At 73.8% G+C, this 13,306-nt stretch carries 14 protein-coding genes; 4 read left to right on the top strand and 10 right to left on the bottom strand.

Features of this window, described 5'->3' with window-relative positions; all coding sequences use genetic code 11:
* Positions 1–27 precede the first annotated feature (27 nt).
* Positions 28–723 carry a YczE/YyaS/YitT family protein gene (locus B4K29_RS06255; protein WP_286966684.1) on the bottom strand — a complete coding sequence of 232 codons (696 nt, stop codon included), beginning with the start codon at positions 721–723 and terminating at the stop codon, positions 28–30.
* Positions 724–785: 62 nt separating this feature from the next.
* On the opposite strand from B4K29_RS06255, the gene B4K29_RS06250 reads away from it, so the two are divergent.
* Complete coding sequence (locus tag B4K29_RS06250; protein WP_286960985.1) at positions 786–2,195, top strand: PLP-dependent aminotransferase family protein; 1,410 nt, start codon at positions 786–788, stop codon at positions 2,193–2,195.
* Between the two features lie 21 nt (positions 2,196–2,216).
* Here the strand turns inward: B4K29_RS06250 and B4K29_RS06245 are convergent, their stop codons facing one another.
* Entirely contained in the window at positions 2,217–3,014 is a 798-nt protein-coding gene (locus B4K29_RS06245) for a D-hexose-6-phosphate mutarotase (protein ID WP_286966682.1), read from the bottom strand.
* Positions 3,015–3,082: 68 nt separating this feature from the next.
* The gene (locus tag B4K29_RS06240; protein WP_286960958.1) at positions 3,083–4,102 is read right to left on the bottom strand and encodes an ANTAR domain-containing protein; all 1,020 of its coding nucleotides are present in this window, start codon (positions 4,100–4,102) and stop codon (positions 3,083–3,085) included.
* 237 nt (positions 4,103–4,339) lie between these two features.
* On the opposite strand from B4K29_RS06240, the gene B4K29_RS06235 reads away from it, so the two are divergent.
* Positions 4,340–5,548, top strand: a complete 1,209-nt coding sequence (locus B4K29_RS06235) for a DUF3592 domain-containing protein (RefSeq protein ID WP_286966680.1) — start codon at positions 4,340–4,342, stop codon at positions 5,546–5,548.
* On the opposite strand, the gene B4K29_RS06230 is transcribed toward B4K29_RS06235, so the two are convergent.
* The gene (locus tag B4K29_RS06230) at positions 5,509–6,114 is read right to left on the bottom strand and encodes a class I SAM-dependent methyltransferase (protein ID WP_019286661.1); all 606 of its coding nucleotides are present in this window, start codon (positions 6,112–6,114) and stop codon (positions 5,509–5,511) included. The genes B4K29_RS06235 and B4K29_RS06230 overlap by 40 nt on opposite strands.
* A gap of 78 nt (positions 6,115–6,192) precedes the next feature.
* On the opposite strand from B4K29_RS06230, the gene B4K29_RS06225 reads away from it, so the two are divergent.
* Positions 6,193–6,606: a cupin domain-containing protein gene (locus B4K29_RS06225; RefSeq protein ID WP_019286662.1), complete on the top strand. Its 414-nt coding sequence runs from the start codon at positions 6,193–6,195 to the stop codon at positions 6,604–6,606.
* An 87-nt stretch (positions 6,607–6,693) separates the two neighbouring features.
* Here B4K29_RS06225 and B4K29_RS06220 read toward each other — a convergent pair whose 3' ends face one another.
* Both B4K29_RS06220 and B4K29_RS06215 read right to left on the bottom strand, forming a co-directional pair.
* On the bottom strand, positions 6,694–7,752 hold the full coding sequence (locus B4K29_RS06220) for a Glu/Leu/Phe/Val dehydrogenase dimerization domain-containing protein (RefSeq protein ID WP_286960952.1): 1,059 nt from the start codon (positions 7,750–7,752) through the stop codon (positions 6,694–6,696).
* A 103-nt stretch (positions 7,753–7,855) separates the two neighbouring features.
* The gene (locus B4K29_RS06215) at positions 7,856–9,316 is read right to left on the bottom strand and encodes a cation:dicarboxylate symporter family transporter (RefSeq protein WP_286966678.1); all 1,461 of its coding nucleotides are present in this window, start codon (positions 9,314–9,316) and stop codon (positions 7,856–7,858) included.
* A gap of 118 nt (positions 9,317–9,434) precedes the next feature.
* On the opposite strand from B4K29_RS06215, the gene B4K29_RS06210 reads away from it, so the two are divergent.
* On the top strand, positions 9,435–10,016 hold the full coding sequence (locus B4K29_RS06210; protein WP_019286666.1) for a TIGR00730 family Rossman fold protein: 582 nt from the start codon (positions 9,435–9,437) through the stop codon (positions 10,014–10,016).
* A 230-nt stretch (positions 10,017–10,246) separates the two neighbouring features.
* On the opposite strand, the gene B4K29_RS06205 is transcribed toward B4K29_RS06210, so the two are convergent.
* The 4 genes from B4K29_RS06205 to modA all read right to left on the bottom strand — a co-directional run bounded on the left by B4K29_RS06205 (position 10,247) and on the right by modA (position 13,302).
* Positions 10,247–10,453, bottom strand: coding sequence for a PspC domain-containing protein (locus tag B4K29_RS06205; RefSeq protein ID WP_240483995.1), 207 nt, complete (start codon positions 10,451–10,453; stop codon positions 10,247–10,249).
* A gap of 94 nt (positions 10,454–10,547) precedes the next feature.
* Positions 10,548–11,615, bottom strand: coding sequence for a sulfate/molybdate ABC transporter ATP-binding protein (locus B4K29_RS06200; RefSeq protein WP_286966675.1), 1,068 nt, complete (start codon positions 11,613–11,615; stop codon positions 10,548–10,550).
* Positions 11,612–12,421 carry an ABC transporter permease gene (locus B4K29_RS06195; protein WP_376786837.1) on the bottom strand — a complete coding sequence of 270 codons (810 nt, stop codon included), beginning with the start codon at positions 12,419–12,421 and terminating at the stop codon, positions 11,612–11,614. The genes B4K29_RS06200 and B4K29_RS06195 overlap by 4 nt, the downstream gene beginning before the upstream one ends.
* On the bottom strand, positions 12,418–13,302 hold the full coding sequence (gene modA, locus B4K29_RS06190; protein WP_286966674.1) for a molybdate ABC transporter substrate-binding protein: 885 nt from the start codon (positions 13,300–13,302) through the stop codon (positions 12,418–12,420). The genes B4K29_RS06195 and modA overlap by 4 nt, the downstream gene beginning before the upstream one ends.
* Between the last annotated feature and the right edge of the window lie 4 nt (positions 13,303–13,306).

Here is a 13,306-nt window from a genome sequence, read left to right as displayed (position 1 = left end):
GCCGACTGGTCACCTTCCGCCGAGTGGTCACTTCCCGACGCGCGAAGCCGTCGGGAAGTGACCACTCGACGAGGGGGTGGGGTCCGTGACCGGGACGATGCACCAGGGCAGCAGGTGCTGCACGATCGGGCCGATCCCCACGGCATACAGCACGGTGCCGAGGCCCACGCCGCCGCCGAGCAGCCAGCCGATCGCGAGCACGGCGACCTCCAGCGAGGTCCGCACGAGCCGCAGCGACAGGCCGGTGCGGTGGGCGAGGCCGGTCATCAGGCCGTCGCGGGGGCCGGGCCCGAGCTGCGCGCCGATGTAGAGCGCGCCCGCTAGGCCGTTGAGCACGATCCCCGCGACGAGGAAGACCGCCCGCACCCACAGCGAGGAGGGCGCGTCGAGCCAGCTCAGGGTCCAGTCGGTGGCGACGCCGATCCAGATGGCGTTGGCGACGGTGCCCAGACCTGGCCACTGCCGCAGCGGGATCCACGCCAGCAGCACGGCCACCCCGACGACGATCACGGTGACGCCGATCGACATGGGCAGGTGCAGGGCGACCCCGACGTGGAACACGTCCCACGGGTCGAGCCCCAGCGCCGCCTGGATGATCATGCTCATCGAGATGCCATAGAGGGTGAGCCCCACCATGAGCTGCACCAGCCGTCGCGGCAGGCGGCCGGCGCGCAGCTGCTGCATCGGGGTCATCGGCTGGAGGGAGCGGGTGGGGCGCGTCATACGACCATCATCCCCCACAAGTGGACTGGTCCGACATAGCCACTTGAGTCATAGTGGACCGTATGACGCCCCGCCGCCTCACTCCGCACCGCCTGGCGCAACAGCTGGGGCCGGCCGGCCCGGGCGTCCCGGCCTATCGCTGGCTCGCGGACGGCATCCGGCTGCTCGTCGCTGACGGACGTGTCCTCCCCGACACGACCCTGCCGGGCGAGCGCGCCCTCACGGCCCAGCTCGGGGTCAGCCGCACGACCGTGGCACGGGCCTACGCCGACCTCGTGGAGCGGGGCTACGCCGAGGCGCGGCAGGGGTCCGGCACCCGCACGCGCCTGCCGGGGCCGCCCGCTCCCGCCGGCGAGGAGCCCTTCGGGCTGCCAGGGCGCACGCTGAGCGGGGACGCGCCTCCGACCGTCGCCGACCTCACCGTCACCGTGCCGCCGACGGTGCCAGGGCTCGTGGCGGCGTTCGAGCGGGCCATCGCCCAGCTCCCGCGCTACCTCGCGGGCAGCGGCTACCACCCGGCCGGGCTCCCCGTGCTCCGGGAGGCGGTGGCCGAGCACTATGCCGCGCGCGGGGTGCCGACCACGCCTGACCAGGTGATCATCACCAGCGGCGCGCTGGCCGGGGTCGCCGCCGTGCTCCGCGCCCTGGCCTCGCCGGGCGACCGGGTGGTCCTGGAGTCCCCGAGCTATCCCAACTCGATCGCCGCACTGCAGCGGCAGGGATCGCGGCCGGTGGCGGTGCCCATGATCGAGGACGGGTTCGACGTCGAGGGGATCGTGACGGCGGCGGCGGCCTCGCGGGCCAGGGCGGCCCTGCTGATCCCGGACTTCCACAACCCGACGGGTCACCTGCTGGACGACGACGGTCGCGCGCTCCTGGTCCGCGGCCTCGCGCGCGCCGGCGTGCCGCTGGTGGTCGACGAGACGCCGATCGACATGGCTCTGGACGCCCCCGTGCTGCCCCGCCCCGTGGCAGCGCACGGCCCGGCCATCAGCGTCGGCTCGTGCAGCAAGTCGCACTGGGGCGGCCTGCGGCTCGGGTGGGTCCGCGCCGAGGGGCCGCTCCTGGCGGCCGTGCAGCAGGCGCGGCTCTCCCTCGACCTCGGCGCCCCGGTCCTCGAGCAGATCGCCCTGGCCGACCTGCTGCGCCACCCCCAGCCGGACACCGAGCGGCGCGCCGCCCTGGTCCACCAGCGCGACAGCCTGCACGCCCTCGTCACCGCGACCCTGCCGGGCTGGGAGGCCCAGGTCCCCCGCGGTGGGCTCAGCCTGTGGTGGCGCCTCCCGCAGCCACGATCGTCCGCCCTGGTCACGGCCGCTGCGCGGCGCGGAGTGCGGCTGGCGCCGGGCGCGGCGTTCAGCCCTGACCGCAGCGGCCTGGAGGGCTACCTGCGGACGCCGTTCACGCAGCCGGTGGAGACGCTGGAGCGAGCCGTGGCCGCGATCGCCGCGGCGTGGGCCGAGATCACCTGAGGCTGCCCTGCACCCGGCCCGCTAGAGCGGGAGCACCTCGATCTCGTAGCGCAGCGTGTGCGAGTCCCCCGGCGCCAGGGTGATCTCGTCGGCGAGCACGTTGCCGCCCTCGACGCAGACCATCCCGGTCCACTCGTCGTCGCCCATGTCGGCGAGGCCGGCGGCCTTGTCCGCCCAGGGGTTCCACACCACGGTGCTGGCCGAGCCGGACGTCGTGATGCGCAGCCGCCGCCCGAGCACCGGGTCGACGACGGTGACGGGGCAGGCCGACCGATAGACGCGGTCCGTCTCGCCCCGCAGGGTCACCGGGCCCTCCTGGCGCCGCGTCGCGCCCTTGTCGGTCTTGTCGACGTAGGACGCACGGTCGAGCCCCTCGAGCGACACCTGCCGCACGTCGCCCACGGCGAGGTAGGTGTGCAGCGCCTCCTCGTAGGTCTCCTCCTGCGACCCGACGTTGGTGACGCGCAGCGCGAGCTCGAGGTGGCGGCCGGCGCGGACGGCATACGTCGCGCGGAGCGCACCCAGGGTGAGGGTCAGCTCGGCCCGTCCCTCCTCGATCACGACGGGCTCCCAGCGCGTGGTGCGCGCGGGTCCGTGGGAGGGCTTGCGGTCGCCGGAGCGGCCGGGGCCGAACCACGGGAAGCAGATCGGCACCCCGCCCCGGATCGCCGTCCCCTCCTCGAGGAGGGTGTCGCGGCTGACCCACAGCACCGGCTGCCCGCCGGTGGGGGTCCAGGTGACGAGGTGCGCGCCCTGCTCGTGGATCGCGGCGGTCGCCTCGGGGCCGGAGATGTCGCGCGGTGCGGGGAGAGTGCCCATGACCAGACCGTATGCCGTGCCCGCGGCGGACGTCACCCGGGGTGACCCCTTCGGGGCAGGCTCGCGGGTCAGACCGACTCGGACGCGCCAGCGCGGCGCACGACCCGGCTCCGCGGCAGGCCCGCCGCGACGAGCTGGGCCCGGGCGCCCCCGGCGACGACGCGCAGGTCGGCCGGGGTGGACAGGTGCTTGGCCACGACACCCGCCACCGCCATCACCGCGGCCGGCCCGAGATAGCCCACCCCCGACAGGTCGAGGACGTGGGGCTGGGTCGGCCGGGGCAGGGCCGCCAGCTCGTCCCGCAGCTGCGGGACCACCTCGGCGGCCCGCGCGGCGTCGACGTCACCCGTGACCGCGATGACCGGGACGCCGCGGTGACGGCGCACGGTCACGACCGGCGGCATGCGCGCGGCGGCCCAGTTCTGGGCGCCACCCCCCTCGGGGGCGTCGCGCAGCGCCGCGCAGCGTGGGTCGAGCAAGACCGACAGGATCCGGTCCAGGTCGGCCGGGTCGCCGACGCGGGAGGTGGCGCCCTCGACCAGGCGGGCGGCTATGGCCCGCACGCGGGTGTTGGTGCGCTGGGAGTACCACCCGAGCAGGGCGAAGGCGTGGTCCGCGGTGATCCCGTAGGCCACGACCAGCACCCCCTTGGCCTGCTCGATGATCGCGCGGGCCTCGACGACCTCACCCAGCTGACCGGTCATCTCCTCCGCGACCGCCTGCTGCACCATGGGTCCGACGTCGAGCAGGTAGCCGGACGCCCCGACCAGGGTGCCGGCGGCGTCATACTCACCGAGGCCCACGGCGAGCACGTCGCGCGACTGGCCGTCGGGTCGGACGAGGCGCCGGCGGTGGGCGAAGGCCTCGCCCCGCCGGAGAGCCGCCGAGGCCTTCTCGGCCAGATCGGCGTCGTCCGGATGGATGTGAGCGATGAACAGGTCCAGACCGTCCGGCCCGCGACCGGGCTCGAGACCGTGGAGGGCGTACAGCTCGGGAGAGATCGACCAGTCCAGGTCCCGAGGGCTGTGCACCTCGACCCGCCACGACGCCGGGCGGATCGTGGGTCGGTCGTCACGCAGGTCGCTCACGTCGCTCCAGAACCATGGGGGTGGGCACCGAGACGGCGCACGGTCTGTCGCTGGGGCTGAACGACGCGCTGGCTCCCGGGCACGGGGCAGCGGACGTATTTTAATCCTTCCTCCGGTCTGGTCCCAACTGCCCACCGGCGCCCACGGCGCTGCTCCCCCGGACGGGCTGCCCACCGTGCCAGAGTGACCGTGCGAGCCGCCTCCGTCGGAGGCGCGTGCCCACGTGGAGGTGGACCCATGCGGACCGCTGCGACCGACCGGATCCGGGTCGGTGCCCTGACCTGTGCCGTGATCCTGGTGCTGGGCGTCGCGGCGCACGCGTTCGTCGGGTGGGCCCGGCACCGAGGACCCGGCCAGCCCCCGGCCGTCAACCCCACCGTCGTCGTGGTCGGTCTCGTCGTAGCGGCCCTGCTGGCGGGCTGGGCCCTGCTGGGCCGGGCGCGCGACCGCGTCACCGAGCGCATCCGCGCCCACCACCCCGAGCGTCGGGTCGTGCTGGCGACGGCCGACCTGCCTGGCGGCGTGGACGGGGCAGACGGCGCAGCTGGCTCGGAGCCCGTCGGGGTGGCCTGGGACGACCCCGAGACCGCCCCTGCCTGGCAGCGAGCCTGCCGCAGCCGGCTGGCCCCGCCGCTCGCCCTCGCGGCGACAGCCCTCCTGCTCCTGCTGGGCACGGGACTGATGACCCGTATGGCGAGCGCAGAGCTGCACGACCGCGGGGTCCGCACGCCGGCGCAGGTGACGGCCTCGGGGTGGACCTACACCGGGCTCGGTCACTCCCCGTGGGTCCGGGTGACCCACGTGGAGGGCGGCCGGACCTATGCCTCGGTCGTGCACGGCGTGGATCCGCAGGTGGTGCCGGTGGGCACGCAGCTGACGGTGGTCGTCGACCCGGACGACCCCGAGACGGTGGGCGCGGTCGACGACCCCGCCCCGTCCGCCGTCACGCAGTGGTGGCAGAACCTCCTGCGTCTCGCGCTGGTGGTGGGTCTCGGCTGGGCCGGGGTGGCCGGGGCACGCATGCTCGCGTGGCGATCGGCGCTGCGGAGCGGGCCGTGGCAGCCGTGGCGCCTGGTGGGCGACGCGCCATACGGTCATGGTCATGCTCACGGTCCCGGCAGCGGCCGCGGGCTCGATCTCGGCGGAGGCCGAGGTCGCGACACCGTGCTGGAGCTGCAGAACTGGACCGGCGAGGTGTCGGTCGTGGCGCGATCGAGCGGCGCTGGTCTGCCACCGCCCGATGACGACGTCGAGGTCGAGGGGTCCGACGAGGGTTCCGACGAGGTGGCCGTGCTGCCCGGGCCGCCGGGTCATCCGCTGCTCGGTCGGCGACTGCTCGTCGGCACGTCCGCCGGGGTCGTGGAGGCCACGCTCCCCCGCACCGTGGCCGAGGAGACGCGCCTGCGTCAGCGCTCGAGCACCGCCACGAGGAACCCGCTGCCCTGACGGAACGGCCGCAGATCCCACGACGACAGCATCAGCGACTCGGTGAGCCCCGCCACGCGCGCGTCCATCCGGAACGCCCCGAAGTCGTAGCCGCGCCCGCTGCCGAACCCCACGACCAGGCGCCCGCCGTCGGCCAGGTGCGACCCCATCCGGCGCAGCACCTCCACCCGCGTGCTCGCGGCCAGGAAGGTCATGACGTTGCCGCCGCACACCACGACGTCGAACCCTTCGTCGATCCCCCGCGCCGGCAGGTCCAGCTCGGCGAGGTCACCCACCAGCCAGGTCGGGCCGGGGTGGTCGGCCTCGGCGGCCTCGATCAGCACCGGGTCGACGTCGACCCCGACGACCGTGTGCCCGAGCTCGTGCAGGAAGGCCCCGACCCGGCCGGGTCCGCACCCGGCGTCGAGGATCCGCGAGCCGCGCCCGAGCATGGCGTCGACCATCCGCGCCTCGCCGGCCAGGTCGTGCCCCTCGCGCGCCATCCGACGGAACCGCTCGACGTAGCGCTCGGAGTGGGTGGGGTCGGCGGCGACGATCTGCTCCCAGTCGCTGGGCACGCGGGCCACGGGGCCTCCTCGGGTGGGGTGTGTCAGAGCCTGAGTCTAGGGTGGAGGGACCACAGCACCCGAGCCAGAGGAGTGGACATGGCCGACCAGGGCCCTGCACCGTTCGTGACCGACATCGAGCGAGCGACGCTCGACAACACCATGTTTCGCGACACCCTGTGGACCGGGCAGCACCTGCAGCTGACGGTCATGGCCATCCCGCCGGGGGGCGAGATCGGCCTCGAGATGCACGACGACACCGACCAGTTCCTGCGGGTCGAGGCCGGCCGGGGCCGCGTGATGATGGGCAAGGCCAGCAACGACCTGCAGTTCCAGGAGGTCGTGTCGGACGACGACATCGTGATGGTCCCCGCCGGCTCCTGGCACAACGTCGTCAACATCGGCGACACGGTGCTCAAGGTCTACTCGCTCTACGGCCCGCCTGACCACGTGCACGGCACGCGTCACGCGACCAAGCAGGACGCCGACGAGGACCCCAACGAGCAGCACTGAGGGCGGCCTGATCGACCCGGGGTCGTATGCCGGGCGCCGGGCGCCGGTCGCCGGTCGGGCGTACGTGGGCGCCCGGGATCAGCGGCGTCAGCGCCGGGCCGACGCCAGGCGGGCGCGTCCGCGCTCCAGGGCCGCCTCGACGGCGCTGCCGTCGCCGGCCTGCTCGAGCAGGTCGCTGACGCGGGGCCCGATCGCGTCCACTGCGGCGGTGAGCCGCGCGTCGTCCCACCCCTGGGCGCGGGCGTGCTCGTGGATGACTCCCCCGGCGTTGGCGACGAAGTCGGGGACGAAGGTGATCCCCCGCTCCGACAGCGCCTGCTCGCAGGACGGCTCGTCGAGGATGTCGTTGGCGGCGCCGGCGATGACCCGGCACCGCAGCCGCGGCACGACGTCCATCGTCACCACCCGCGCGACGGCGGACGGGGCGAGCACGTCGCACTCGCAGGTCACGACCTCCGCGACGTCCACGACCTCGCCACCGCACTCAGCGGCGACCGACGCCGCGCGCTCGGCGTCCACGTCGGCCACGAGCACCCGGGCGCCGTCGCGTGCCGCCAGCCGGGCGAGCTCGCCCCCGACGTTGCCCGCACCCTGGACGGCCACGGTGAGGCCGGCCAGCGTCGGGACGTCATACGCCCGCTGCACCCCGGCCCGCATGGCGACGTAGGCACCGCGCGCGGTCCACGGCGAGGGGTCGGCGTCCGCGCAGTAGACGCGGGCGCCGCGGGAGCGGATGACGTCCATGTCCGCGAGCGTGGTGCCCATGTCGACCCCGGGGATGTAGAGACCGTGCGTGCGGGCCACGGCGTCCCCGAACGCCTCGAACAACGCCCGCCGCGCCGGCTCGTCGCGCGTGACCCCGTCCGCCATGATCACGGACTTGGCTCCGCCGTACGGCAGCTCGGCCAGGGCGTGCTTGAAGGTCATGGCCCGGGCGAGCCGCTGCGCCTCGCGGATGGCCGCCGCGGTCGAGGGATAGGGCCGCCACCGCACGCCGCCGAAGCCCGGACCGAGTGTCGTGTCGTCGATCGCGATGACCGCCCGTAGCCCCGTGGTCTCGTCGGCATAGGTGATGACCTGCTCGCTGGTCCAGGGGTCCACCGGGTCCACGAGGTCACGTCGGCCCGCGGCGTCGCTGTCGCTCATGGCCCCGACTCTGCCACCAGCGACGCCCGTCTCCAACGCCGAGTGGTCAGTTCCCAACGTCGGGAACTGACCACTCGGCGTTGCAGGGTGCCGGCGGGTGCCGTCAGTCGTCGGTGCGGGTCGACCCGTCGGCGTGACGGGCGTGCGCGGCATACTCGTCCAGGTTGACCTGCGGCGTCGGCTGGAGACGGTCGGCAGGGTTGACGGGGTGGGGCACCCGGCCCGGTCGCACCTCGGTGGCGTGCGGGTCGTCGTCCAGCGTGGCGTAGTCGAAGGGGTCGTGGCCCCCGAGGACGGCGTCGGCCTGCGCCTTGTCGAGCGTGCCGGTCCACCGACCGATGACCATGGTCGCGACGGCGTTGCCGGCGAAGTTGGTGACGGCGCGCGCCTCCGACATGAAGCGGTCGATGCCGACGATCACGCCGACGCCGTCGAGCAGCTCGGGGCGGTGGGCCTGCAGGCCCCCGGCGAGGGTAGCGAGGCCGGCGCCGGTGACGCCGGCGGCGCCCTTGGACGCGATGATCATGAACACCAGGAGACCGATCTGCTCGCCCATGCTCATGGGCTTGCCCATCGCGTCGGCGATGAAGATCGACGCCATGGTGAGGTAGATCGCCGTGCCGTCGAGGTTGAACGAGTAGCCGGTGGGGACGACCACGCCGACGGTGGAGCGGTCGACGCCGGCGTGCGTCATCTTGGCCATGAGGTGCGGCAGCGCCGACTCCGAGGACGAGGTGGCGACGATGAGCAGGAACTCGCGGCCGAGGTACTTCAGCAGCTTGAAGATGTTGACCCGGGCGACCAGCCACAGGACGGTGCCCAGGATGACGACGACGAAGAGCAGGCAGGTGACGTAGAAGCCGAACATCAGCTTGAGCATCTCGCCCACGGCCTTGGGGCCGGAGGTGCCGACGACGGCGGCGATGGCGCCGAACGCGCCGATCGGGGCGAGCCACAGGACCATGGTCAGGATGCGGAAGACGACCTTCTGCAGGAGGGCGATGGCGGCGAGGGCAGGCTCGCCCTGCTTGCCCAGCTTCTGGATCGCGAAGCCGACGAGCAGCGCCACGAAGAGCGTCTGCAGCACGGAGCCCGAGATCAGCGAGCTGAAGAGGGTCTCGGGGATGATCCCGCGGATGAACTCGACGGTTCCACCGGCGTGCTCGGCGTCCGCGGCGAGCTTGGCTCCGGAGCCGGGGATCACCGTGATGCCGTGACCGGGCTGGATGAGGTTGCCGACGACGAGGCCGATCGCCAGGGCGAAGGTCGACATGGTGAGGAAGTAGACGAGCGCCATCGAGCCGGCCTTGCCGACGGTCGCTGCGGCCCGCACGGACCCGATGCCGAGGACGATCGTGCAGAAGATGACGGGGCTGATCATCATCTTGATGAGGTCGACGAACGCATCGCCGACCCACTTCCAGCCCTTGGCCGCGTCGGGCGCGACGATGCCGAAGGTGATGCCGGCGAGCACCGCGATGATCACCGCGATGTAGAGCCAGTGGGACCGATCCCGCGGTCGTTCCTTGGGCTCGGGGATGGTCGGGCTCGTGGTGTAGGCCATGTCAGCGTTCCTGTCACGTCGTTGGGCAGCGCGCAACAGTATGCAGGCGTGCGGTACGGCATACGAGATCAGATATCTGAACGTCACCTGATCGAGATCGAGTGGCACAGTTGCGGGCATGCGTTCCCTGTGCGTCTTCTGCGGCTCCTCTCCCGGCCGGTCCCCGTCGTATGCCGCCGCGGTGGCCCAGCTCGGGGCCACCCTCGCCGCGCGCGGGACCCGCGTCGTCTATGGCGGGGCCCGCGTGGGCACCATGGGGATGCTGGCCGAGGCCACCCTCGCGGCAGGTGGTGAGGTGGTGGGCGTCATCCCGCAGCACCTCATGGACTACGAGGTCGGCCACGACGGGCTGACCGAGCTGCACGTCGTGGGCTCGATGCACGAGCGCAAGGCGCTGATGGCCGACCTGGCGGACGGTTTCGTGGCCCTGCCCGGCGGGATGGGCACGCTCGAGGAGCTCGCCGAGATCTTGACGTGGGCCCAGCTCGGGCTGCACCGCAAGCCCGTCGGCGCTCTCGACGTGGACGGCTACTGGCAGCCGCTGCTGACCTTCCTCGACCACGCGCGCGACGAGGAGTTCCTGCGCCCGTCCCATCGCGAGCTGCTGATCGCGCGCCCCACGGTGGACGAGCTGCTCGCCGCCCTGGACACGCACGCGCCCGCCGCCGGCGACGCGGCCGACAAGTGGGTCGACCGCTGACCCCACCCCGCGACGCCGCGACGCCGGAAGCGCCCCTCCACCTCCGACATCGTGAGTGTTTGGTCCAGCAGACCTGATCTCACCTCGCCGACTGGTCACTTCCCGCCATCGGGAAGTGACCAGTCGGCGGGAAGTGACCAGTCGGAGACGCAGGACCGCCGAGTGGTCACGTCCGTACGTCCCCCTCAGTCGCACGGAAGTGACCACTCGGCGGTGGCCTGGGGCGAGGATCAGTCCTCGGGCATGAGGATCATCAGGGCGAGGTAGACCAGCACCTGCGACCCGGGGATGATCAGCGACGCGACGAAGACGAGACGCACGATGTTGGCCTCGACGCCCAGCTTGCGGCCGATGCCGGCGCAGACGCCCATGGCGATGCGTCCGGAGCGGGGGCGGGTGAGGCCGTTCTTGCGCATGGCGGCGTAGATCGAGTTCACGGGTGTCCTCCTCGGTTGTGGATGTGGCTCCAGCCTGGCCGACGCCGGGCCGCCCCGCCATGAGGGTCACCCCTGATCCGACCCCGTCCGACCCTCAGGGTGCGGGCAGGATCCGCACAGCCTGAGCCTTGACGGCCAGGGTGACGGGGCTGCCGGGCCGCAGCCCGAGCTCGGCGCAGGCGAGGGCGGTGACGTCCGCGCCGACGCGCACCCCGGAGGGGGTCCGGGCACAGAGGCGGACGGCGCCTGCGTGGGTGGCCAGCTCGGTGACGAGGGCCGGTATGACGGTCCGCGGGCTGCCGGTCACGGGTCCGACGTGCACGGCGACGTCGGCCGGATCGCACAGGGCCACCGCCTCTGCGCCGACCGGCAGGTCGCCACGACCGTGGACGACGAGGCCGTCGGGCAACCGCACCTGGCCGGGGGCGATGACCACGCCGCGCAGGAGGTTTCGGCCGACGAACCGCGCCGCGAAGGGGCTGCGGGGTGCGTCGAGCAGCTCGACGGCGGGGCCTCGCTCCGTGACCCGGCCCGCCTCGACGACAGTGACGTCGTGCGCGAGCGACACGACGTCGAGCAGGTCGTGGGTGACGAGCAGGACGCGGGTCGCGCTGCCGTGCAGCAGGTCTCGCAGGACGTGCCGCACGTCGGCGGCGACCTCGACGTCGAGGGCGGACAGGGGTTCGTCGAGCAGGAGCAGGTCGGGCTGGACGGCGAGCGCGCGGGCGAGGGCGACGCGCTGCGCCTGGCCGCCGGACAGCTCGGAGCCGCGGCGTCGGGCCAGGTGGGCGATGTCGAGGCGCTCGAGCCACTCGTCTGCGCGCACCCCCGCCTCGCGCCGCGGGATCCCCTGGGCGCGCAGCCCGAAGGCCACGTTGCCGCGCACGTCCAGGTGGGGAAAGGCGAGGGGGTCCTGGCCGAGCAGGGCGACGCGGCGCCGGTGCGGCGGCAGCCAGGTGCCGGCGTCGGTGTCGACGAGGACGCGGTCGCCGAGGACCACGCGGCAGCGGTGGGGCCGCAGCAGGCCGGCGACGACCTCGAGGACCGTGGACTTGCCCGCACCGTTGGGGCCGACGAGGGCGGACACCCCTGCCCCGTCGAAGGTCTCGTCGATGACGACCCCGCGCTCAGGGACCTCCACGCGCACCTGGAGGGCCGTCACGCGACACGCTCCCGCGCACTGGGACGGTGCACGAGCCCGACGACGACCCCGGCGACGACGACCAGGACGAGCGAGAGCGCCACGGCCGCAGCGGGATCCGTCTCGCGCTGGAGATAGACCTCGAGCGGGAGCGTGCGGGTGACGCCCTGCAGCGACCCGGCAAAGGTCAGCGTCGCGCCGAACTCGCCCAAGGAGCGGGCGAAGCACAGCACCGTCCCCGACAGCAGCCCCGGCAGCACGAGCGGGAGGGTCACGCGGCGCAGCACCGTCGTCGGTGAGGCCCCCAGCGTCGCCGCCACGGTCTCGTAGCGCTCCCCCGCCGACCGCAGCGCCCCCTCGAGGGACACGACGAGGAACGGCAGCGCCACGAACGCCTGCGCGAGGACCACCGCCGTCGTCGTGAATCCCACCTGTATGCCGAGCAGCTCGAGGTGCTGCCCGAGCAGCCCGCGCCGCCCGAAGGTCAGCAGCAGCGCCAGCCCGCTCACCACCGGCGGCAGCACCAGCGGCAGCAGGACGAGGGCCCGCAGGACGCCGAGACCGGGCAGTCGGGTGCGGGCCAGGACGAGCGCGAGCGGCACCCCGAGGACGAGGCACAGCGCGGTGCTGGCGAGCGCGGTGCGCAGACTCACCCCCAGCGCCGCGAGCGAGGACTCGCTGGTCACTAGCTCGACGAAGCGCGACCGGTCGACCTGGGCCAGCATCGCCACGAGCGGCAGCAGCACGAACGCCGCTCCCGCGAGCGCCGGCAGCCAGGCCCACCAGGGCAGGCGGCCGGCCTCGACGCGAGGACCCCTGCGGCTCACGGCTTCTGGAACCCGGCCTCGGTCAGCACCGCCCGGCCCTGCGGACCGGTCACGAGGTCGACGAAGGCCTGGGCGTCGGCGCCGCGCGCCGTCGCCGTGACGGCGATGGGATAGGTGTTGACGGCGGCGGAGGCCTCGGGGAGCGGTATGACGCGCACCGCGGAGCCCGCCGACCGCGCGTCCGTGGCGTAGACGATGCCGGCATCCGCCTGGCCCGCCCGGACCTTGCCGAGGACGTCGGTCACCGACTGCTCCTCGCTGACGGGCTTGAGCGTGACGCCCGAGGACCTCTCGACGCGCTCGGTCGCGGCGCCGCAGGGCACCGGGGGCGCGCACACGACGACGGACACCCCGTCCCGCGCGAGGTCGGCGAGGCGGGTGACCTGCCGGGGGTTGTCAGGCGGGGTCACGATCGTCAGCGTGTTGGTGGCGAAGGGGCGCGGCTCGGCGCCGAGCAGGCGTGCGCCGAGCGCCTTGGTCATGGTGCGCTCGTCGGCGGTCGCCAGCACGTCGGCCGGCGCCCCCTGCTCGAGCTGTGCCACGAGGTCGCTGGACCCGGCGAAGCTGAAGGACACCGTCGAGCCGGGGTGCGCGCGTTCGTACTCCGCGCCGAGCCGGGTGAAGGTCTGCCGGAGGCTGGCGGCGGCGAAGACCGTGAGCGTCCGCGTCGCCCCAGCCGTCGCCGAGCCGGAGGAGCCAGAGCCCGAGGAACCCGCGCCCGAGGACCCGGCGCTCCTGCCCGAGGCGCCGGACCCCGACGCGGCGCTCCCGCTCGGGCCGGTGGCGGCCCCGCACGCGGACACGGCGAGGACCGGTGCGGCGAGCACGGAGGCGGCGACCAGCGCGGTGCGGGTCAGGGGTGTGCGACGCGCGGTCGGCATACGG

Origin of the sequence: Arsenicicoccus sp. UBA6765, from assembly GCF_002453335.1 — a bacterium.
Lineage (GTDB): Bacteria > Actinomycetota > Actinomycetes > Actinomycetales > Dermatophilaceae > Arsenicicoccus > Arsenicicoccus bolidensis.
The sequence above is the reverse complement of the archived record's forward strand: the minus strand, read 5'-3'. Positions and strand labels throughout refer to the sequence as shown.

Bases quoted from the DNA above. Each gene is read 5' to 3' on its own strand.
- B4K29_RS06210 (WP_019286666.1), top strand. From the start codon at position 9,435: ATGCGTTCCCTGTGCGTCTTCTGCGGCTCCTCTCCCGGCCGGTCCCCG.
- B4K29_RS06235 (WP_286966680.1), top strand. From the start codon at position 4,340: ATGCGGACCGCTGCGACCGACCGGATCCGGGTCGGTGCCCTGACCTGT.
- B4K29_RS06250 (WP_286960985.1), top strand. From the start codon at position 786: ATGACGCCCCGCCGCCTCACTCCGCACCGCCTGGCGCAACAGCTGGGG.
- B4K29_RS06255 (WP_286966684.1), bottom strand. From the start codon at position 723: ATGACGCGCCCCACCCGCTCCCTCCAGCCGATGACCCCGATGCAGCAG.
- modA (WP_286966674.1), bottom strand. From the start codon at position 13,302: ATGCCGACCGCGCGTCGCACACCCCTGACCCGCACCGCGCTGGTCGCC.
- B4K29_RS06220 (WP_286960952.1), bottom strand. From the start codon at position 7,752: ATGAGCGACAGCGACGCCGCGGGCCGACGTGACCTCGTGGACCCGGTG.
- B4K29_RS06215 (WP_286966678.1), bottom strand. From the start codon at position 9,316: ATGGCCTACACCACGAGCCCGACCATCCCCGAGCCCAAGGAACGACCG.
- B4K29_RS06245 (WP_286966682.1), bottom strand. From the start codon at position 3,014: ATGGGCACTCTCCCCGCACCGCGCGACATCTCCGGCCCCGAGGCGACC.
- B4K29_RS06225 (WP_019286662.1), top strand. From the start codon at position 6,193: ATGGCCGACCAGGGCCCTGCACCGTTCGTGACCGACATCGAGCGAGCG.